Origin of the sequence: Micromonospora arida, from assembly GCF_042873195.1 — a bacterium.
GTDB classification, from domain to species: Bacteria; Actinomycetota; Actinomycetes; order Mycobacteriales; family Micromonosporaceae; genus Micromonospora; species Micromonospora arida.
In genome coordinates this window covers 42,007-61,476 of sequence record NZ_JBIALC010000011.1, presented here as the reverse complement: position 1 = coordinate 61,476, position 19,470 = coordinate 42,007, and the positions used below count along the sequence as shown (strand labels likewise).

16 protein-coding genes are annotated in these 19,470 nt (G+C 69.5%); 7 read left to right on the top strand and 9 right to left on the bottom strand.

The genetic code is table 11. From position 1 onward, the window contains the following. On the bottom strand, nt 1-2,838 hold the full coding sequence (dnaB, locus tag ACFYP0_RS26340) for a replicative DNA helicase (protein ID WP_356975528.1): 2,838 nt from the start codon (nt 2,836-2,838) through the stop codon (nt 1-3). 381 nt (nt 2,839-3,219) lie between these two features. On the opposite strand from dnaB, the gene ACFYP0_RS26335 reads away from it, so the two are divergent. After that, complete coding sequence (locus tag ACFYP0_RS26335; protein WP_356975530.1) at nt 3,220-4,773, top strand: hypothetical protein; 1,554 nt, start codon at nt 3,220-3,222, stop codon at nt 4,771-4,773. A gap of 199 nt (nt 4,774-4,972) precedes the next feature. Here the strand turns inward: ACFYP0_RS26335 and rplI are convergent, their stop codons facing one another. The 4 genes from rplI to rpsF all read right to left on the bottom strand — a co-directional run bounded on the left by rplI (nt 4,973) and on the right by rpsF (nt 6,623). Continuing rightward, nucleotides 4,973-5,419 (bottom strand): 50S ribosomal protein L9, encoded by a 447-nt coding sequence (rplI, locus tag ACFYP0_RS26330; RefSeq protein WP_124853585.1) that lies wholly within the window; start codon nt 5,417-5,419, stop codon nt 4,973-4,975. A gap of 14 nt (nt 5,420-5,433) precedes the next feature. Next, nucleotides 5,434-5,715 carry a 30S ribosomal protein S18 gene (rpsR, locus tag ACFYP0_RS26325; protein WP_051723758.1) on the bottom strand — a complete coding sequence of 94 codons (282 nt, stop codon included), beginning with the start codon at nt 5,713-5,715 and terminating at the stop codon, nt 5,434-5,436. Continuing rightward, nucleotides 5,715-6,251 (bottom strand): single-stranded DNA-binding protein, encoded by a 537-nt coding sequence (locus ACFYP0_RS26320; RefSeq protein WP_181518404.1) that lies wholly within the window; start codon nt 6,249-6,251, stop codon nt 5,715-5,717. Before ACFYP0_RS26320 ends, rpsR begins: the two co-directional genes overlap by 1 nt. Nucleotides 6,252-6,332: 81 nt before the next feature. Next, nucleotides 6,333-6,623, bottom strand: a complete 291-nt coding sequence (rpsF, locus tag ACFYP0_RS26315; protein WP_036391391.1) for a 30S ribosomal protein S6 — start codon at nt 6,621-6,623, stop codon at nt 6,333-6,335. 628 nt (nt 6,624-7,251) lie between these two features. On the opposite strand from rpsF, the gene ACFYP0_RS26310 reads away from it, so the two are divergent. Next, a complete protein-coding gene (locus ACFYP0_RS26310; protein ID WP_112583906.1) occupies nt 7,252-8,043 on the top strand; it encodes a deoxyribonuclease IV in 792 nt (263 codons plus the stop codon). Then, nucleotides 8,040-10,295 carry a hypothetical protein gene (locus ACFYP0_RS26305; RefSeq protein WP_356975534.1) on the top strand — a complete coding sequence of 752 codons (2,256 nt, stop codon included), beginning with the start codon at nt 8,040-8,042 and terminating at the stop codon, nt 10,293-10,295. The genes ACFYP0_RS26310 and ACFYP0_RS26305 overlap by 4 nt, the downstream gene beginning before the upstream one ends. A gap of 140 nt (nt 10,296-10,435) precedes the next feature. Here the strand turns inward: ACFYP0_RS26305 and ACFYP0_RS26300 are convergent, their stop codons facing one another. The 3 genes from ACFYP0_RS26300 to ACFYP0_RS26290 form a co-directional block, all read right to left on the bottom strand. Then, on the bottom strand, nt 10,436-11,944 hold the full coding sequence (locus ACFYP0_RS26300) for a glycosyltransferase family 87 protein (RefSeq protein ID WP_356975536.1): 1,509 nt from the start codon (nt 11,942-11,944) through the stop codon (nt 10,436-10,438). A 126-nt stretch (nt 11,945-12,070) separates the two neighbouring features. Beyond that, complete coding sequence (locus ACFYP0_RS26295) at nt 12,071-14,950, bottom strand: transglycosylase domain-containing protein (RefSeq protein ID WP_356975538.1); 2,880 nt, start codon at nt 14,948-14,950, stop codon at nt 12,071-12,073. Nucleotides 14,951-15,147: 197 nt separating this feature from the next. Continuing rightward, nucleotides 15,148-15,597, bottom strand: a complete 450-nt coding sequence (locus ACFYP0_RS26290) for a DUF5318 domain-containing protein (RefSeq protein ID WP_091396619.1) — start codon at nt 15,595-15,597, stop codon at nt 15,148-15,150. Nucleotides 15,598-15,772: 175 nt separating this feature from the next. Here ACFYP0_RS26290 and ACFYP0_RS26285 point away from each other — a divergent pair, with 175 nt between their 5' ends. The 3 genes from ACFYP0_RS26285 to ACFYP0_RS26275 all read left to right on the top strand — a co-directional run bounded on the left by ACFYP0_RS26285 (nt 15,773) and on the right by ACFYP0_RS26275 (nt 18,300). After that, nucleotides 15,773-16,411, top strand: coding sequence for a PadR family transcriptional regulator (locus ACFYP0_RS26285; protein WP_030331823.1), 639 nt, complete (start codon nt 15,773-15,775; stop codon nt 16,409-16,411). A gap of 23 nt (nt 16,412-16,434) precedes the next feature. Next, complete coding sequence (locus tag ACFYP0_RS26280; protein ID WP_124860420.1) at nt 16,435-17,514, top strand: inositol-3-phosphate synthase; 1,080 nt, start codon at nt 16,435-16,437, stop codon at nt 17,512-17,514. A 153-nt stretch (nt 17,515-17,667) separates the two neighbouring features. Next, nucleotides 17,668-18,300, top strand: coding sequence for a hypothetical protein (locus ACFYP0_RS26275; protein ID WP_356975541.1), 633 nt, complete (start codon nt 17,668-17,670; stop codon nt 18,298-18,300). Nucleotides 18,301-18,323: 23 nt separating this feature from the next. Here ACFYP0_RS26275 and ACFYP0_RS26270 read toward each other — a convergent pair whose 3' ends face one another. Then, nucleotides 18,324-18,803 carry a methylated-DNA--[protein]-cysteine S-methyltransferase gene (locus ACFYP0_RS26270; protein ID WP_356975543.1) on the bottom strand — a complete coding sequence of 160 codons (480 nt, stop codon included), beginning with the start codon at nt 18,801-18,803 and terminating at the stop codon, nt 18,324-18,326. 99 nt (nt 18,804-18,902) lie between these two features. On the opposite strand from ACFYP0_RS26270, the gene ACFYP0_RS26265 reads away from it, so the two are divergent. Beyond that, on the top strand, nt 18,903-19,460 hold the full coding sequence (locus ACFYP0_RS26265) for a hypothetical protein (protein ID WP_124860426.1): 558 nt from the start codon (nt 18,903-18,905) through the stop codon (nt 19,458-19,460). The last annotated feature ends 10 nt before the right edge of the window (nt 19,461-19,470 follow it).

Sequence of the window (19,470 nt, the reverse complement as noted above, 5' to 3'; positions counted from 1 at the left end):
TCAGCCGATGGCCATGTCGACGAAGCGGGACAGGTGCAGCTGAGCCGCGACGGTCACCGTGTCCGTGGGGCCATTCCGATGCTTGGCAACAATAAAATCCGCTTCCCCGGCCCGCGGCGACTCCTTGTCGTAGTAGTCGTCGCGGTGCAGCAGGATCACAACGTCGGCATCCTGCTCAATTGAGCCAGATTCACGCAAGTCGGAGAGCTGGGGTCGCTTGTCGGTGCGTTGCTCCGGGCCACGGTTCAGCTGACTGACCGCGATCACCGGGCACTCGACCTCCTTGGCCAACAGCTTCAAGCCACGGGACAGGTCCGCGACCTCCTGCTGGCGGCTCTCGGTGCGCTTCGGTGAGGTCATCAGCTGGAGGTAGTCGACCACGATCATCTTGAGGTCGTGCCGCTGCTTGAGCCGCCGAGCCTTGGCCCGGATCTCCATCAGGTTCATGCTCGGCGTGTCGTCGACGAAGAGCGGGGCCTCGCTGATCTCGCCCATGCACCGGGCCAGCTTGGTCCAGTCGTCGTCGGAGAGCTGGCCGCTGCGCAACACGTGCAGTGGCACCCGCGCCTCCGCGGAGAGCAGTCGCATGACGATCTCGACCTTGCTCATTTCCAGCGAGAAGATGGCCGCGGCCTGGTTGGCACGAATAGCGGCATTTCGGGCAAAGTCCATGCTGGCCGTGCTGTTGTGGGTAGGGATCATCGCCCGGCTGGCCAAGTACAGGTGTTCGTCGTTGTCGACGGTCACGCACCGTACCGGAACGCTGGGTACCGGCCGGACGTCGACGATGAACCGCGAGGCCGTTCGAACGTCCGAGGCGGTGCGGCGGCGTTCGGCGTGTGCATCCTGCTTCCGCCTGAGCCGGAAGATGACATCCGGGGTGGAGAAGTTCAGCGTGTACGCGATCGACGACTCGGGGGTGCGACCGCGCACCGGCTTCGCGTTGACAGTGCAGCGGTAGCCGAGGCTGACGATGAGTTCGCGTACGTCATCAGCCAGCCGCTTCGAGGTCGACGTGTACTGGAGGTTGCCGGAGGGGGCAACGGTCCCGTCGGTGTCCATCAGCCCAGCGAGCAATGCCCTGCGCTGAGCCTCCGAGGCGCGCAGATAGACGCCCGGGATGTGCTTGTTCCCCGCTACCCCGACCTGACGCAACAGCCCCAGCAAGGAACCGTTCCGGTGACGGCAGTCGGCACACTTCCTCGTCGCCGGATTCTCACGCAACGCCCTGGTGGAAACGCCACAGTCCACGCAGACACCGTTCCCCGGAACAGCGGACGTGGGCGGCAGCAGGATGGTGTAGACCATCGGCCCGCTGGGCCGCACGACGAAGCCGTCCGCCTCGACGTGCGTGACCATCTCCGGATCTGCCGTGGTGAAGCGGCTGGCGTCGCTGTGCCCGTCACCGAGCCACGTTCCCAAGGTGTAGGGCGGCACCAGCAGCTCACGGTCCGGGAGTTGGATGGGAGCGCAATTCCGTACGGCGTGGTTGAGCCGTCGCTGGGCGGTCTCGGTACGCAGCGTGGCCGCGATCTCGGCAGTGGTGACGACTCCGTCGTGGTCGGCCCGGCTACCGGTATTGACCTCCCGCTCGGCTCGTTGAAGAAGCGTGCTCAGAAGCGGACCGGCCGGATAGCCCGGTGCAGTCCAGTTCCGTGGCTTGCCGCTGCGGACGATGGGACGGCTGATCCGACCGACCGACCCGACCTCACGGGCGACGGTGTGCAGGACATGCCGAAACTCCGGCCCAACCTGCTCAATCGTGTCGAAGAGCGTGATCGGCTGGTTTCCCAGGGGGCTCAGCCGCTCGTGTGCCGCACGCACATTGGCCAGCGACGATTCGGGCCAGTGCCGCCTCTGCCGCGCCGGTTCCTGCCGCCGGATCGCCCGCGTGGTCGTCTTCCACAGGTGCTCAGCGTCCGCCACGATGACCGTGCCGTCGGAGAACTCGACCTCGTAGCAGGGACGGTCGCGCATCACGTCGAAGGCGTGTGTGACAGTGGTCGGTGAGCCGTCCGCCGCCAGTAGCTGATCCCCCGCCTTGACCTCGCCCATCGTGGTCCAGCCGTCCGGGGTCGGCAGTGGGGTGTCGAGCGCGAGCGCCTTGCCAAGACCCGGCCTACCCGCCACGATGATCAACTGCCCGGCGTGCAGGCCGTTGAGCAGTCGGTCCAGGTCGCTGAAGCCGGTCGGCACGCCGGTCATCATGCCGCCGGTCGCCCCGACCGCCTCGATCTCGTCCAGCGTCGGCTGCAACATGTCGGCGAGGATCGCGAAGTCCTCGCTGACCCGCCGTTCGGTGACGTCGTACACGGCCTGCTGGGCGAGGTCGACGACGTCGTCCACGTCACGGCTGCCGCCGCTGGCGGTGCCGTAGCCCAGCTGCACGATCTTCGTGCCGGCCTCGACCAGTCGGCGTAGCACCGCCCGCTCGCTGACGATCCTGGCGTAGTAGGCGGCGTTGGCGGCGGTGGGCACGCTGGCGATGAGTGTGTGCAGGTACGGCGCGCCACCGATGCGCACCAGATCTCCGGAGTCGGCGAGCGCCGCCGCGACCGTGATCGAGTCGGCCGGCTCACCCCGGCCGTAGATGTCGAGGATGATGTCGAAGATGGTGGCGTGCACCGGTCGGTAGAAGTCGTTGGTCTTGAGGATCTCGACGACGTCGGCGATGGCGTCCTTGGAGAGCAGCATGCCGCCGAGGACGCACTGCTCGGCCGCGACGTCCTGGGGCGGGGTCTTGTCGAACTGGCCATCCCGCTGGGCGGGTGGCTGGCCCCCGCCGGAGCGTGGCTCTGCCCGCATGTCGTCGGTGACCGACACGGGTCCCCCCTCCACTGCGCCGGATCCAACCCCAGCTCTACCGCTGGGGTACGACACTTCTCCTCCGACCGGGCCGGTCGATCGGGGGCCATCGCCGGCGGTCGAGGGCCAACCATACGGACCCCGAGGTCAGAGACTCAACAACACCGGTGGACGAGCCTCGGGACAACCTGTGGATCCCGGTGGACAGCATGTGCGCAGCGTGTGCACAGCCTGTGGATAACCATTGGGGAATTCTCGGCCAGAAGCCCTTGACCTGCGAAAACATGCTCCCCAGCCTGTGGAGGAGAATATTTCGGTCGGGCCTGTGACACGATCGTCCCGTACTATCTCCAGCGAACGGCTACACCTGGACAGCGGATTCCGCTTTCGGTTCAGAAGGGTCACACTCCGGCCGTGAATTACCGGGACTGGGGACGCGGCGATGGCAGCCCGCGCGAGCGCCAGCCAACCGCCTCGTGGGGTGAGCGCGCGGCGTCCGTTCCGGTTGATCCGTACGACGAGGACGGGAGCTACCGCACCTCCAGCCGACGGCGTGCGTTGGACCGCGGCCAGGACGAGCCTGTCGACGCCTACCTGCCCCGTTGGGCGCTGGAGTCCGGGGTCCGGCACGCGGACGGCGGTGGTCGCCACGCGGCACCGGACGACGACGAGGACGAGCCCGAGCAGCCGATCTCCGGCGCAGGCCGATGGTCCGCCGAGTCGTCGAGTGGTCGGCGGCGGGGCAGCGAGCCCCGTCGACGGGAGCAGGCAGCGATCGGCCCGGCACCGGACTCGGACCACACCCGAGAGTGGACGCTCGACCGGCCGCAGGAGCAGGGGTACGCCGGCCGCCGGCGGGCTGACGCCGGGGAGGGCGAGCCGGTCTCCGGCGCTGTCTCGGACCGGCGTCCCCGGCGAGCGCCCGTTGGCCGTCCGCAGGTGATCTGGTCGGGCGGCGAGCCGGAGTCCGCCCCGAGCGAGCAGGTCCCGGACCAGGAGCCGAACCGTCCCACCCGGCGTAGCCGTCGTGCGGCGGAAGAGTCCTGGTCCCGTCCGGCGGCCGACCCGTGGGTCCGCAGTTCGGAGCAGGTGGCGGAGCCCGAACCGTCGTACCCGCCTGCGGTGGACCCGTGGGACGCCTCGGGCGTGCACGCGTGGCCGCCGTCGGCCGGCGCGGACGGCGGGGACCTGAGCGGGCAGTGGTCGGCGGTGGAGAGCGTCGGTGGCTGGGAACGGTCGGACCGCACCGGCCAGTGGGAGCGGTCCGCGGTCGAGGAAGACCAGTGGGACCGTACGTTGGCGCCGCGCTCCGACCGCCCGGTGGCGGCCGAGGGGTGGCCGAGCAGGGAAGACGGGTTCTGGTCCGGCACTCGGTTGGCCGGTGACGACCCGCGTTGGATGGATCCGACGACCTCGGCGCCCCGGTCTCCGGTGGTGGGATACACCGCCCCACGGCCGCGCAGCGCGCCTGCGCCGCGTACGGGCGCTCCGCGTCCGGGTACGCCCCGGCGTGGGGCGGACCGGCCTGCGGTGGGAACGGCGTCGGTACGTCGGCGGGTCGAGTCGGCGGCCACGGGTGCCTGGGCGCGGCGTCTGGAGGACGACCTGCTGGACCCGGATCCGGGTGGGTCCGTCCGGCCTCTGCTGTACACGGCGGCCTGTTACCTGGTGCCGGCGATGCTGATCTTCGCTTGGTTGTTGACGTTGGACAGCCAGGCGCCGGCTGGTTGTGTGACCGACATCAGCGGGGGCGGGTGTGAGTCCGCACGGTCCCGCGCACTGGAGTCACTCCTGGCCGGTTCGCCGCGCTTCGGTCTGGCTTTGGTGAGCAGTCTGGTGGTGGCAGCGCTGCTGCGGCGGGTGGGTACGACGTGGCGCTCGGCGACCATCGCGGTTGCCGCCGCGGTGGTGGGCGGTGGCCTCTCCACGGTGCTGATCAGCGCGGTGACGGGCCAGCCCATCGGGTGACCCGTCAGCGGGTCCGTGCCGGCTCGGGCGGGCGTCGGGTCCGGGGCCTGCGCTGGCCGGGGAGGCAGGTCGCGGCCCGGCTGGGCACCGGGGCATGCCGGCGGCGACTGTCTCGGCCGGCAGTGCCGGGTTGGACGACGTACGCACGAGGGCCCGCACCGATCGCTCGGTGCGGGCCCTCGTGGTGGTGTTGCGGACGTCAGCCCTGAACGACGTTCAGGTTGAACGCTGCGGTCACCTCGGGGTGCAGCTTGATCTTCACCGGGTAGGTGCCGGTCGACTTGATGTGACCGGGCACCTCCAGCCGACGCCGGTCGAGGACCGGGCCGCTGGCCGCCTTGACGGCGTCGACGATCTCGGCCGGGGTGACCGAGCCGAAGAGCCGTCCGCCGTCGCCGGCGCGGACCTTCAGGTTGACCTTGAGACCCTCGAGCTGAGCCTTGACCTCGTTGGCGTGGTCGAGGTCGCGGATCTCGCGGGCCCCACGGGCCCGCTTGATGACCGTGACCTGCTTTTCCGCGCCCTTGGTCCAGGCGATCGCGAAGCCCTGCGGCAGCAGGTAGTTACGGCCGTAGCCGCTCTTGACCTCGACGATGTCGCCCGGGGCACCGAGGCCGGACACTTCCTGAGTCAGGATGATCTTCATATCGGTGCCTCCTCTCAGCGGGTGGTGGCCGTGTACGGCAGGAGCGCCATCTCACGGGCGTTCTTGACCGCACGGGCGATCTGCCGCTGCTGCTGCGAGGTCACGCCGGTCACCCGACGAGCGCGGATCTTGCCGCGATCGGAGATGAACTTGCGCAGCAGCGCGGTGTCCTTGTAATCGATGTAGGCGATCCCGTCCTTGTCGAGCGGGTTCACCTTCTTCTTCGGCTTGCGCAGTGCCGCAGCCTTGGCCGTTGCACGTGCTCCTGGTTTGCGATCGCGAGCGCTAGGCGCCATTAGAACGGTGGCTCCTCGTCAAAATTGGCGCCCGAACCGGCACGCGCGGGAGAGGGAGCGGCCGAAGCCCAGGGGTCGTCGAAGTTGCCTCCGCCGCCACCCTGGTTGCCACCGCCACCGCCGCCACCGAAGCCGCCGCCACCGCCGCCGGAGCGGGACATCTTCTGCACCTTTGCCGTGGCGTAGCGCAGCGACGGGCCGATCTCGTCGACCTCAAGCTCGATGACTGTGCGCTTCTCACCCTCGCGGGTCTCGTACGACCGCTGACGCAGCCGGCCCGACACGATCACCCGGGCGCCACGCTGCAGCGACTCGGCGACGTGCTCGGCGGCCTGCCGCCACACGGTGCATGCGAGGAACAGCGGCTCGCCGTCCTTCCATTCGTTCGACGCCTTGTCCATGAAACGGGGCGTCGAAGCGACTCGGAACTTGGCGACCGCAGCCCCGGAGGGGGTGAACCGCAACTCGGGGTCATCGGTCAGATTGCCGATGACCGTGATGGTGGTGTCTCCTGCCATGACCATCTCCTCGCGCACTCAGCGTCTCGTCGTACAGGCTCTCAGAGCCCTCCGACAGAGTCGCGGAGGCTGATCCGGACGAACCGGGGGTTGGAAGGCTTAGCGCATTTCCGGTCGGATGACCTTGGTGCGCAGCACGGACTCGTTGAGCCGGAGCTGACGGTCCAGCTCGGCCACCGCAGCAGGCGTGGCCTGCAGGTCGATGACGGCGTAGATGCCCTCGGCCTTTTTGTTGATCTCGTACGCGAGGCGCCGGCGGCCCCACACGTCGGTCTTCTCAACCGAGCCACCCGCGGTCCGAATCACGTTCAGGTACGTGTCGAGCGACGGTGCGACGGTGCGCTCCTCGAGGCTGGAGTCGAGGATGACCATCAGTTCGTAGTGACGCAAGACGTGCTCACCTCCTGTGGGCTAAGCGGCCACGGTCCTTCCGTGGCAGGAGGTCTTGTGTCGCTGCCCGCACGCGCCGAGGGAACCCGGCCGGACGCGGACAACCTGACCAGGATACCCGGTCCCAACGATCATGCCCGGGGTGGTGGGGTCCGGACCCGGACGAGCCGACGGGGGCCCACCGTCCGACCGTCAACCGGTCGGTGGTGGACCCCCGTCTACGAGGCCGCGGGGCGTCCGGTCCGCATTCCTTGGGTGGGACCTGGGGAGGAACGACCACACCGATGAGGTTGGACCGAAGACGCCCCGCGGAGCTTTATCGTGTTGTTATCTGACGATACAACAGCACTCGTACCTTGTCGGGGGAAAAAGCACAATTTTCCGAGATCCGTCGTCGCTCGGTACTGGTGTGCGATGGGGTCGCCCCCGCTGCGCCGGGCCGCGCCGCGGGGGTGACCTCGCTGTCGGCCGTCGACCGCCGGTCGCCGTGTGCGACGCTCGCGCCGCTGGCGGCACCGGGATAGTGGTCGCCGGTTCAAACCCATCAACGATCGTCGGTCCCTCCGGTGACGCGACACCGCCCCGGCCGTCGCCCCACCGGTCGGGGTCGCGACGTAGGCTCGCTCGCATGCGTATCGGAGCCCACGTCGACTCGACCGACCCGCTGGCGGAGGCGGCCGCCCGGTCCGCCGAGACGGTGCAGTTCTTCCTCGCCGACCCACAGGGTTGGAAGGCGCCCAAGCCTCGCGAAGATGCCGAGCGGCTGCGCGCCGCCGAGGTCGACCTCTACGTGCACGCTCCGTACGTCATCAACGTGGCCACGCTCAACAACCGCATCCGGATCCCGAGCCGCAAGCTGCTGCTCGGGCACGCCAACGCGGCCGCCGCCATCGGCGCCAAGGGCCTGATCGTCCACGGCGGGCACGTCAACGCCGGCGACGACCTGGCCGTCGGCTTCGACAACTGGCGCAAGACCTTCGCGTACGCGGCGGACTCCGGCGGCTTCGGCGTACCGGTCCTGATCGAGAACACCGCTGGCGGCGACAACGCCTGCGCCCGACGGCTGGACGCGCTCGCCCGACTCTGGGACGCCATCGGTGACTACGAGGTCGGCTTCTGCCTGGACACCTGCCACGCGTACGCGGGCGGCGAGGAGTTGCTCGGCCTGGTCGACCGGGTCAAGGCGATCACCGGGCGGATCGACCTGGTGCACGCCAACAACTCCAAGGGCGCGTTCAACTCCGGCCAGGACCGTCACGACAACCTGGGCGGCGGGACGATCGACCCGGAGCTGGTGGTGGCGGTGATCCGGGCGGCCGGCGCGCCGGTGGTCGTCGAGACACCGGGCGGTGTGACCGGCCAGGCCGCCGACATCGACTTTCTGCGTGAGCAGCTCGGAGCGGAGAGCCCGGCGGCATGACGACGAGCGGACAGCCCGGGACCGGCAACGCCCGGCCCACCCCCACCGGCGCGGCCGCCGAGAGTCAATCCGCCACCACCGCCGCAGGCACCCCTACCCAGCCGGATCGCACCTCCGACAAGGCCCCCGCCGAAACCACCGCGGACCACTCACCAGCGGGCGGCGGTAAAGCGGCCGGAGCCACCCCGAACGGCGATTCCGAGGTCGACCCCGCAACGAGCGGTGCCGCCAAGAAGGACGCGGCCCGGCGCGACGACAAGCAGGGCGACAGGACCAAGCAGGACGACGCAGCCAAGCAGGGCGTCGGCGAGGGCAGCACGGCAACCAGCGACACCACCACCAAGGGCACCGGCCCAGCCAAGGACAGCGAGCCAGCCAAAGACAGTGGCGCGACCAAGGACAGCGAACCGGCCAAGGGTGCGAAGACGGGCGGCACCGACGGTACGGACAAGGCCGACAGTGAGGCGAAGCCCGTCGGCCCGGAACGGTGGGAGGCGTTCGCGTCCGCCCCTGAGCCGAAGCCCTCAATCTTCAGTCGGGTGGGCCGGGCGGTCGGTCGGTTCCTGATCCACGAGTGGACCCTGGCCGCGCTCGGCGCGTTGGCGCTGGCCGTGTTGATGACCTGGCCGACGCTGCGCTATCCGCGCTACACCCTCCCGCAGGACTACTGGGACCCGAGCCTGCAGGCCTGGCAGATGGCCTGGTCCGGGCACATCCTGCTGGCCGAGCCGGCGCGGCTGTGGCAGTCCAACACGTTCTTCCCCGAGCTGTGGAGCTTCGCGTTCTCCGACACGCTGCTCGGGTACGCCCCGGCCGGGATGCTCGGCAGCGGTCCCGAGGACGCCGTGCTGCGCTACAACATCATGTTCGTACTGGCGCACGCGCTCGCCACGTTCGGGGCGTACGCGTTGGCCCGACAGCTCGGGGCCGGCCGGATCGGTGCGGCCGTCGCAGGGGTGAGCTACACCTACGCGCCGTGGCTGCTGGCCCAGGCCGGGCACCTGCACGTGCTCTCCAACGGGGGCATTCCGCTGGCGCTGGCGATGTTGGCGCGCGGGCACGGGTGGTCGCTGCGACACGGCTACCGGCCGGAGCGCCGGCATGACGGTTGGGTCTACGCCGGTTGGCTGGTGGCGGCCTGGCAACTCAGCCTGGGTTTCGGCATCGGGCTGCCATTCGCGTACTTCCTGGCCGGCGCGGTGTTGGTCACTGCCGTCCTGTTCTTCGTGCGGCGGCTGCGCACCGGGCAGGCCGTTCCGTTCGGTCGCCGGTTGTTCGTCGCCGACGTGCTCGGCGGGGTGTTGTTCGCCGGTGTCGGTCTGCTGATGGCGTTCCCGTTCTTCAAGGTGACCGAGCTGCATCCGTACGCCGAGCGCACCATCGGCGACATCAGCCTCTTCTCGCCGCCGGCGTCGGGCTTCGTGACGGCGCCCGGGGAGTCGCGGATCTGGGGTGGGCTGCACGAGGGTGCCCGGGCGGCGCTGCCGTGGCACCCGGAGATGACCCTGCTGCCGGGCTTCGTGCTCTACGCACTCGCCGCGGGCGGGTTGTTCTTCTCGGTCTGGCGGCTGCGGCACCGACTGCTGCTGCTCGCCGGGGTGCTGCTGACGATGGCCTTCGCGATGGGCACCCGTTTCTTCGACGGCACCTTCACCTACGTGCCCCTCTTCGAGCACCTGCCGGGCTGGAGCGGGCTGCGTACCCCCGGGCGGTTGATGCTCTGGACCACGTTGTTGCTCGGCCTGCTCGCGGCGGGCGCGGTCACCGCGCTCACCGATCGGGTCCGCGAGTTGACCGCGCAGCGGATTCCGTCGTGGCCGGGGCCGTGGCTGCGGATGGCCACCCTGCTGCCGTTGCTTCTGGTCACCGTCGAGGGCCTGAACACGACCCCACACCCGGTGGTGCCGACCCAACCGGCGGCGATGCGCTCGGCGGAGGGTCCGCTGCTGGTGCTGCCGAGCAATCAGAGCCTCGACCAGCACGTGATGCTCTGGTCGACCAGCGGGTTCCCCGACGTGGTCAACGGCGGTAGCGGCTTCACGCCGCGCCTGCTCGACGACGTCCGCCGGGTGAGCCAGTCGTTCCCGGACCAGACGAGCGTCGACTACCTGCGCACGCTCGGCGTCCGCACTGTGGTGCTGCTGCGCGGTCAGGTGGCCGGCACACCGTGGGAGATCAGCATCGACGCGCCGGTCGAGTCGCTCGGCATCAGCCGGCAGGAGGTCGGCGACGCTGTCGTCTATCGCCTGTGAGGCGTGGCGGCTCGATGCAGCTGCTCGCTGAGGCGGGTTTTCGGGGGAGCCCACCCGGCTCCGGGCGGTCAGGTTTGATTCCTGCGCCGGGCGGGCTCCCCCGAAAACCCTGACGTGGTCAGGCCGCGTCGGCCTGGGGGTCAGGTGGCGGTTGCGGGCTCGCGTGACGGTTCGTCGGTCAACGGTTGGCGGCGCCAGCGGTCTATCCAGGGGGCGTCCGGGGCACCGTCGAGAACGCCACCGTCCGGGTCGTCCGGGTAGGTGGCCCGCACCGCGTCCTGCTCGGGGTGCAGGATCTCCTTGACGACGAACACGCAGAGCACCACCACAGTGGCCAGTCGCAACGTCGAGGCCAGCACGAACACCCCCTCCGGGAAGACGGGCTTGCTGGTTGCCGCGCCGAGCAGTTCCCCGTAGAAGGCGACGAAGTAGCAGACCTCGGCGATCTGCCAGGCCAGGAACGCGCCCCACTTCGGTCGGGCCAGCACCACGAGCGGGAGCAGCCAGAGGACGAACTGCTGCGACCAGACCTTGCTGAAGATGAGGAACGCGGCGACCACCAGGAAGGCGAGCTGACCCAGCCGGGGTCGGCGCGGTGCCCGCAGCGCCAGCACGGCGATGCCGAGGCAGGCCAGCCCGAACAGCGCGTACGAGACGGTGTTGAGGGTCGGGATGTTGGCGTTGAGCCACTCGAACGGGCCGAGGTTGGCGGGGTCGTTGCCGATCTTGCCGTCCAGGTAGCGCCCGATGTACCAGAGCGTGCCCCAGTCGATCGGCCGGGTGGTGTTCAGTTCGAAGAACCGGTCCCAGTTCTCCGGGTATGCGCGGGCGGCCGGCAAGTTGACCAGCACCACGGCCGCGATCGCCGTCCCGATGGCGACGAGCGCGGCACGAACCCGGTCGGCCCGTAGCGCCAGGATGAGGATCGGCCCGAGCAGGAACAGCGGCCAGAGCTTGGCCGCGCCGGCCAACCCGAGCAGCACGCCGGCCACCGCCGGTCGTTTTCGGGCCCAGGCGAGCAGGCCGAAGGCGGCCAGCCCGATGGCGAGCAGGTCCCAGTTGACGGTGGCGGTGAGCACCAACGCCGGGGCGAGTGCGAACATCGCCGCGTCCCAGGGTCGTCGGCGGCGCAACGCCAGGATCACCGCCACCGTGGCCACCGCGAGCGCGCCCAGCACCAACGCGTTGAGGTTGTAGAACCACTGGCCCTGGTTGATGCTCGGGTCGCCGTCACCGATGGCGTGCACCGGCAGGCCCAGCGCCCCCATGAAGTAGCCGGTCAGCACCGGGTACTCGACCGGGTGGTCGCGGTAGGGCACCTTGCCCTCGTTGAGCCCTTCGGCGTAGTAGAGGGCGAGGACGTCGGTGTAGCAGAACCGGGTGTACTGGACGTTGTTCTGCCAGGCACCGTCCTGGCAGGGCGATTTCTGCACCCAGTGCAGCGCGAGCGTGAGGCACGCCAACGCCAGCACGATCCGCACGGCGGTCCAGAAGCGACGCTCCCGACCGGCCGGCCGGTTCAGCGCCGTCGCGTGGTCGCCCAGCGGGCCGCCGATGACGCTGGAGATGCCGCGGACGAACCCGTCGGAGCGGGACGGGTGATCGGTGGTTCCGGCGTCGTCGATGCCGGGCGTCGACTGGGTGCTCATGAAGAGGCATCCTGCCGTACGACGGGGGTGCCCGTCCCGTCCCGGCGCGGAGTTCCGGGTACGAAAACGCCGCCGCCGGCCGGGACAGGTCGTCCGGCCGGCGGCGGCGTCGTGTGCTGGTGCGGGTCAGTCCCGGTTGGGTGGCAGGCTGGGCAACTGCCCGCCGCCGCCACCACCTGTGCCGCCACCACCCGGATTGCCGCCGGGGTTACCGCCAGGGTTGCCACCACCGGGGTTGCCGCCACCGGGGTTGCCGCCGCCGGGGTTGTTGCCCCCAGGGTTACAGAACAGATCGATCAGCGGGTTGCAGAGAGGCCCCTGGCCACCGGGGTTGGTCGGCGGTGGTGGCGGCGGCTCCTTGCCGTTGCCCTTCGTGGTGTCACCCTCACCGGTGACGCTGGGCAGGGGGATCTCATCCTGGCCCTTGAGGGCGGTGTTCATGTACTTCTCCCAGATCGGGCCGGGGAGCGTCGAACCGCCGATGTCCTTGCCGCCGGTGAGCTTGATCTGCGGCTTCCTCGGATCCCGGCTGCCCACCCACACCGCTGTGGCGTTCTGCGGGGTGTAGCCGACCGTCCAGGCGTGCGAGTTGTCCTTGTTGTCGTACTCCCAGGTGCCGGTCTTGGCGGCGGCCTGGCGGCCGTTCTCCAGGGAGATGTTGTTGGGCCGGGGGATCTGCTTCAGGACGCCGGTGACCTCGTCGGTGATCTTCTTGGGGATCCGCTGCTCCGGCTTGATGCGCTCGCTGCCAACGACCTTCCACTTGCCGGTGGCCTTGTCCTGCTGTTCGATCTTGACCACGAAGTGGGCCTTGATGTACTTGCCGTCGTTGGCGAACGTGGCCATGGCGTTGGCGTGGTCGAAGACGGTGATCGGGTACTTGCCGAAACCGGTGTAGTTGTCGAACGGCGTCTTCTGCTTCTTCGACAGGTCGAAGGCCTGCGGCGGGTCGACGCCCCACATCGTGGTCACGCCTGCCTTCCGGGCCATGTCGACGACCTTGTCGGCGCCGATCGTGTCGGCGACCCAGTAGAAGGGCACGTTGTACGACTGGACCGTCGACTCTTCGAGGGTGCAGTACTTGCCGCACTTGAGGTTCGTGCGGTTGGCGTTACCGATCGTGTCCCTGGAGCCCTTGGGCTTGTAGGGCGTGGGGTCCCAGTGCGACTTGACCGAGATGCCCGCCTCGATCGCGGCGGCCAGGGTGTACACCTTCATCGACGAGCCCGGCTGGTGCCCACCGGTCAGGTCGCCGTTCTTGTCGATGTTCTTGCCGGCGTAGTCGAAGTCGGCACCGCTGTCACCGCCGTAGTAGGCGAGCACACGGCCCATCTTCGGGTCGATCGAGACCACCGCCGCCATCAGGTTCTTCGGCTGATCGTAGAGCTCGGAGCCCTTCTTCGACTGCATCGCGGTGTTCTCCGCGGCGGCCTGGAGCTTCGGGTCGATGGTGGTGGTGATCCGGTAGCCGCCGTCACGCAGGGCGTCGACGCAACTCGTCTTGCCCTCCGCACCGCTGTCGGAGCAGAGACCCATCTCGTCCATCTCTTGACGGACGTAGTTGATGACGTTGCCGCGAGGGCTGTCGACACCGAAGCCGACGCCGTCCTTCTTCGGCGGCAGGGGCTTCGGGTACTCGGTGGGCGCCGGGGGGTGGTTGGGGGAGTCCAGCCAGCCCTCCTTCTTCATGCCGCCGATCACGTAGTCCCACCGCGACTTGGCATCGGTCGGGTTGACCGCCGGGTCGTACCCCTTGTGGGTTTCGCTCGGCTGCGGCTGCTTGATCACTGCGGCCAGCACTGCTCCCTCGGCGGGAGTGAGCTTGATGGCCGGCTTGCCGAAGTAGGTCTGTGCCGCCGCCTCGATGCCGTACGCGCCGCGACCGAAGTAGATGACGTTCAGGTAGTGCTGCATGATCGTCGGCTTGTCGTACTTGTCGTTCAGCTTGGAGGCGAGGATCGCCTCCTTCACCTTCCGGCCGTACGTGTCGTCCTTGAGGTTCTCGAACGCGTTGCGGGCGTACTGCTGGGTGATCGTCGAGGCGCCCTGCTTGTCGCCGTTGGAGACGTTGTTCCATGCAGCCCGGACGATGCCCTTGTAGTCGACGCCGGAGTGCCGGTAGAAGTTCCGGTCCTCCGCCGCGGCGACCGCGTCCTGCACGTACTGCGGGATCTGCTGGATGGTCACGAAGGTGCGGTTCTCGCTGCCCAGCTTGGCGAGCTGCGTCTTGCCGTCCTTGGCGTACACGGTGGTGGACAGCGGCAGCGGCATCTCGTTCGGCATGACCACGTTGGTCGAGTAGTAGGTGAACCCGACCACGCCGATGCCGGCGAGCATGATGAAGACGGCGAACCCGGCGATCAGCAGGTTCATCCGCTTGCGCTTCTTTGCCCGCGCCGCGCCCGAGCCACCCGGACCACGGCCGCCCCGACCGGGCCCGCCCGGCCCGCCCGGACCACCGGGACCCCCGGGGCCGCCCGGCCCACCGGAGACCGGTGAGACACTCGCCCGGGCGACCGCCGCACGACCACCGACCGATGCGGAGCCGACGCTGGCCCGGCCCGCCGAGGCGGTGCCGACCGAGGCCGCACCGACGGCGGCGGCACCGACCGAGGCCCGACCCGCCGGCGCCGGGGAGACGGGCACCGAGGCCCGACCGGCGCCAGCGCGGCCAGCGGCCACACCCGGTGCCGGCGACACCGGCACCGAGGCTCGACCGGACCGGCCGTTCGCTGCCGAACCCACCGAGGCGGACCCGGCGGCCGCGCTGCCACGCGGCGGCACCGAGGCGGAACCGCCGACCGTGGCGCGACCACCGGCAGCCCGCGGCGTCACCGAGGCCCGGCCTGGGGTTGCCGCGCCTCGGTCCGAGGCTGACCAGCCGCTCCCGCCGGAATCACCGCCGGGTCGGCGGTACGCGTCGTCCGCGCCCGGCCCGGGGTCACCGTCTGGACCCGAGTGCTGGGTCCGTCCGCGCGCAGAACTGGGATCGCCGTACGAGTTCATTCCTCACACCCTGCCGGTCGCGGTGGGGCGCGGCTGCGCCGCCACCGGGTTGCCGTGAGTTGCTTCACCCGGGGCGCCGGCATGGGGGTGCCGGCCGACCGGGGTCATTGCCGTATCAATCGGGCCAATCGGGCCAACGAGCGGTCGGCCGTCCCGGGTTTCGTCTACGGCCCCGGGGCCGGTCCAACCAGCTGAGATCACCGTTGCGCCTCTCGCCTCCGCCGACCGGCGCCTCCGGCGCCCGCCGCGTCCTGCTCGCTGATGCCGTCGCTGTCGCCGGTCAGACCGTCCCGGCCGAGCAGGTACTGCTCGACGAGATGGTTCCAGTCACAACCGAGGCACACCTCCACCACGAAGACCTGGAACTCACGCAGCGTCATCGCCAGCACGGGCAACTCAGTCAGTGTCCGAGCCTGTCCGGCGGACTGCTTGAGTTCGTCACCGTAAATGTAGTGGACCAGGGTCAGGTTTTCGCTGCGGCAGATCGGGCAGCGCCGGTCGGTCGGCTCACCGTGGAACCGAGCGGCGTTCTTCAGGTACGGCGACGCGTCGCAGACGTCGTACGTGCCGACTCGTCCGGCCAGGAGCTCACGCAGCACTGCTCGCTTCTGAAGCGAGTAGTCGACGACCTGGCGCTGCGTACGCATGCGGAGAAGGGTACGCGGTCCGGCCCGACCAGGCGACCACGCTCACAATCCGTGACGACAGCATCTCGGAACGGGGGTTTGCCCTGGCCCGCACGACCCGCTAACGTGCGATGTATCGGTCCGATACATCGCGGCGGTTACCACTCCACGCCGGAGGGTAAAGAGAGGGTGGCCAGTGCTTGAGTTCGCCATCCTCGGCCTCCTGCAGGAGTCTCCGATGCACGGCTATGAGCTGCGCAAGGAGCTGACCGCCAAACTCGGCGCGATCCGGGCGGCGATCAGCTACGGCTCGCTCTATCCCACGCTACGCAGGCTGCAGGCGGCGGGATGGATCACCGAAGCTGCTGAGACACCCGCCACTGCCGAGGAGGTTCCCGCGCTGACCAGCCGACGAGGTCGGGTGGTCTACAAAATCACCGCGGAAGGCAAGGAACGCTTCGCCCAGCTGATCGCACAGGCCGGGCCCGAGACGTACGACGACACGGGCTTCGGGGTGCACTTCGCGTTCTTCGCCCGGACCGACCAGGCGACCCGACTGCGCATTCTGGAGGGTCGCCGCCGCAAGATCGAGGAGCGTCGCGAAGGGCTTCGTGACGTGCTGGGCCGGGCGGCCGAGCGCCTCGACGCTTACACGCTGGAACTGCAGCGCCACGGCCTTGATGCCTGTGAGCGCGAGGTCCGCTGGCTGGAGGAGCTCATCGCCAACGAGCGCTCCGGCCGAGCCCCGACGGTCCCGAACATCGGGACAGCCGGCGGCCGACGAGAAGACAACAGCCCGCCTCCGCCTGGAGAGACCAGGAATGAGCGGCCGTGACAGAAAAGAAGGAGGCAGACGCTATGGGCTCCGTCCGCGTCGCCATCGTCGGTGTGGGTAACTGCGCCTCGTCCCTGGTTCAGGGCGTCGAGTACTACCGGAACGCCAACCCGAACGACCGCGTCCCGGGTCTCATGCACGTCGCCTTCGGCGACTACCACGTCAACGCCGTGGAGTTCGTCGCGGCATTCGACGTGGACGCCAAGAAGGTGGGCATGGACCTCGCGGAGGCGATCGTCGCCAGCGAGAACAACACCATCAAGCTCTGCGACGTGCCGCCGACCGGCGTCAGCGTGCAGCGCGGTCCGACCTTCGACGGTCTGGGCCAGTACTACCGCGAGATCGTCGAAGAGTCGGACGCCACCCCGGTCGACGTGGCGCAGGCGCTGCGCGACGCGCAGGTCGACGTCGTCGTCTGCTACCTGCCGGTCGGCTCCGAGCAGGCCGCCAAGTTCTACGCCCAGGCCGCGATCGACGCCGGCTGCGCGTTCGTCAACGCCCTGCCGGTCTTCATCGCCTCCGACCCCGAGTGGGCCAAGAAGTTCGAGGACGCGGGCCTGCCGATCGTCGGTGACGACATCAAGAGCCAGGTCGGTGCCACCATCGTGCACCGTGCCCTCGCGAAGCTCTTCGAGGACCGCGGCGTCGAGCTGCTGCGCACGTACCAGCTCAACTTCGGCGGCAACATGGACTTCATGAACATGCTGGAGCGCAAGCGCCTGGTCTCGAAGAAGATCTCGAAGACCCAGTCGGTCACCTCGCAGATCCCGCACGAGATGAGCAAGAGCGACGTGCACATCGGCCCGTCGGACCACGTGCCGTGGCTGGACGACCGCAAGTGGGCGTACATCCGCCTGGAGGGCCGCTCGTTCGGTGACACCCCGCTGATGGCCGAGCTCAAGCTCGAGGTGTGGGACTCGCCGAACTCGGCCGGCGTCATCATCGACGCGGTCCGGGCCGCGAAGATCGCCCTGGACCGGAAGATCGGCGGCCCGATCCTGTCGGCCTCGTCGTACTTCATGAAGTCCCCGCCGGTGCAGTACGCCGACCACGACGCCCACCAGGCCGTCGAGGAGTTCATCGCCGGTGAGGTCACGCGCTGACGCGCTGAATCATCAAGCACGTGGAAGGGCCGGGTCCGTGCGGACCCGGCCCTTCCACGTGGGTCGGCTTCCCGGGGTACGAGCGCTGTCCCGTGACCTCCGCCACCGTTTTCGGGACCACGGGGAGCGGGGGAAGCTATCGATAATCGATTCATGGTCTCCCGCACCAGCACGACCTCGACGGGCCGGCACCCGGCCCGACCTCCTCGGCCGCGCATCGTCGCGCTGGCCTGCCTACTGCTTGCCCTGGCCGCCGTCGCGCAACTGGCCGCACTTCCGCTCCGCTACTGGCACCAGGACTTCTTCCACACGGCCGCCAGCTCCTTCGAGCCCACGGACGGGGTGGCCTTCGCCGCCCTGGGCAGCACCGCCGATCTGGCTGCTGACCTGTTGACGGCGGTGCTGGCGATCGGACTCCTCACGCTGGCCGCAGCCACCGTCGTGGGCGTGAACGGCGCGCGGATCGCCACCTGGAGCGCAGCGCCCCTCCTCGCCTGCTGCGCCACCGTCGGGGCGATCCGGTCCCCGCGGCCGCTCTACTCCGTGTACTCCGCCGAGGACCTGGACCGGATCGCCGCAATGGCGCGAGACGCCATGCCGGATTGGCTGGAGCCTCTGCTGCTCACCCTGGGCCTGGGCGCGCCGGTGGCGATACTCGCCGCGCTGGTCCTGCTGGCCCTGCCACCGGCCAACGCCTTCTTCCAGCCGCGGACCCCGATCGACCCGCCATGGCCCGCCCGGACCTCACCCGCCGCCGGACCCGAAGGGTCGCCCAGCGCCCGGTGACGCCACCGCCGACGCCGGACGGCTCAGGACCAGGCGCGTCGCAGCGCGACCCCGGCCTCCAGCTCCAACAACGTGACCTTGCGAGGCAGGCCCCCGCCGAAGCCGACCAGCTTGCCGCCCGCCCCGACGATCCGGTGACACGGCACGATCACCGGGACCGGGTTGCGGTTGCAGGCCACTCCCACCGCCCGTGCCGCCCCAGGGTCGCCCACCAGACGCGCCACCTCGCCGTACGTCAGCGTCTCCCCGTACGGGATCCGCGTCATCTCCCGCCACACGGCGCGCTCGAAGTCGGAGCCGCGCGGCACCGACACCGGAACGGTGAACGTGGTCAGCTTGCCGGTGAAGTACGCCCGCAGCTCGTCGACGGCCTGCCGGGACAGCGCGTCATCGGGCTCGTCGGTGGCCGCCCCGAGCCGGCCGAAGTGGGCACCGCAGACACTCGTGCCGTCGGTGGCCACGGAGAACTCACCGATCGGTGAGTCGAGCACGGCCCAGCGCATTCACCTATTCTCCCCGACGCGGACTCTCTCGCCGGCCCGGCCTCCGGCGTCGGGGCCGAGCGCCACTCCCGACCCGCATCGGGAGATCATCTCCGCGTCCTGTCAGGCCGTTCGGCGTTGCGCGGCGTCGATACCGTCAAGGTCGTGGCAACGGGGACGCTCATCTTTCTGATCATCGGCGGGGCGGGCATCGGTGTGCTCGCGCTCGCTCTGCTCGGCACCGAGCTGCTTCACTTCGGGCACGCCGACGTGGACGGGCCGATCTCGGTCGAGACCGTCGCCGGCTTCGCCGGGGCTTTCGGGTTCGGCGCGGCCATCGTCAACGAGCTGCTTGGTGCGCGTACACCTGGCATGGTCGTCGGGGCGGTGGCCGGCGGCGTGTTCGCGGCCGTGCCCACCGGCTGGTTGGCGTCGCGGCTGAGTCGGGCGGCGCGGAACATGCGCACCGACCGCACGCCCACCCGCGACGACCTTGTCGGCGCGCTCGGCCTGGTCGTCACCCCGGTGCCGGCCAACGGGTACGGCGAGGTCCGCATTCGCCTCGCCGGCCAACCGGTCAAGCTCAGCGCCCGCGCGGACCAGCCGATCCCGATCGGTGCCCAGATCTTCGTCGTGCAGGCGCTCAGCGAGACCAGCGTGCACGTAGAGACCTACTGATCTCCCCCTC

Excerpts from the sequence above, each read along its gene's own strand:
- rplI (WP_124853585.1), bottom strand. The coding sequence starts at position 5,419 with ATGAAGATCATCCTGACTCAGGAAGTGTCCGGCCTCGGTGCCCCGGGC.
- rpsR (WP_051723758.1), bottom strand. The coding sequence starts at position 5,715 with ATGGCGCCTAGCGCTCGCGATCGCAAACCAGGAGCACGTGCAACGGCC.
- ACFYP0_RS26310 (WP_112583906.1), top strand. The coding sequence starts at position 7,252 with ATGCGTATCGGAGCCCACGTCGACTCGACCGACCCGCTGGCGGAGGCG.
- ACFYP0_RS26305 (WP_356975534.1), top strand. The coding sequence starts at position 8,040 with ATGACGACGAGCGGACAGCCCGGGACCGGCAACGCCCGGCCCACCCCC.
- ACFYP0_RS26300 (WP_356975536.1), bottom strand. The coding sequence starts at position 11,944 with ATGAGCACCCAGTCGACGCCCGGCATCGACGACGCCGGAACCACCGAT.
- ACFYP0_RS26295 (WP_356975538.1), bottom strand. The coding sequence starts at position 14,950 with ATGAACTCGTACGGCGATCCCAGTTCTGCGCGCGGACGGACCCAGCAC.
- ACFYP0_RS26290 (WP_091396619.1), bottom strand. The coding sequence starts at position 15,597 with ATGCGTACGCAGCGCCAGGTCGTCGACTACTCGCTTCAGAAGCGAGCA.
- ACFYP0_RS26280 (WP_124860420.1), top strand. The coding sequence starts at position 16,435 with ATGGGCTCCGTCCGCGTCGCCATCGTCGGTGTGGGTAACTGCGCCTCG.
- ACFYP0_RS26275 (WP_356975541.1), top strand. The coding sequence starts at position 17,668 with ATGGTCTCCCGCACCAGCACGACCTCGACGGGCCGGCACCCGGCCCGA.
- ACFYP0_RS26270 (WP_356975543.1), bottom strand. The coding sequence starts at position 18,803 with ATGCGCTGGGCCGTGCTCGACTCACCGATCGGTGAGTTCTCCGTGGCC.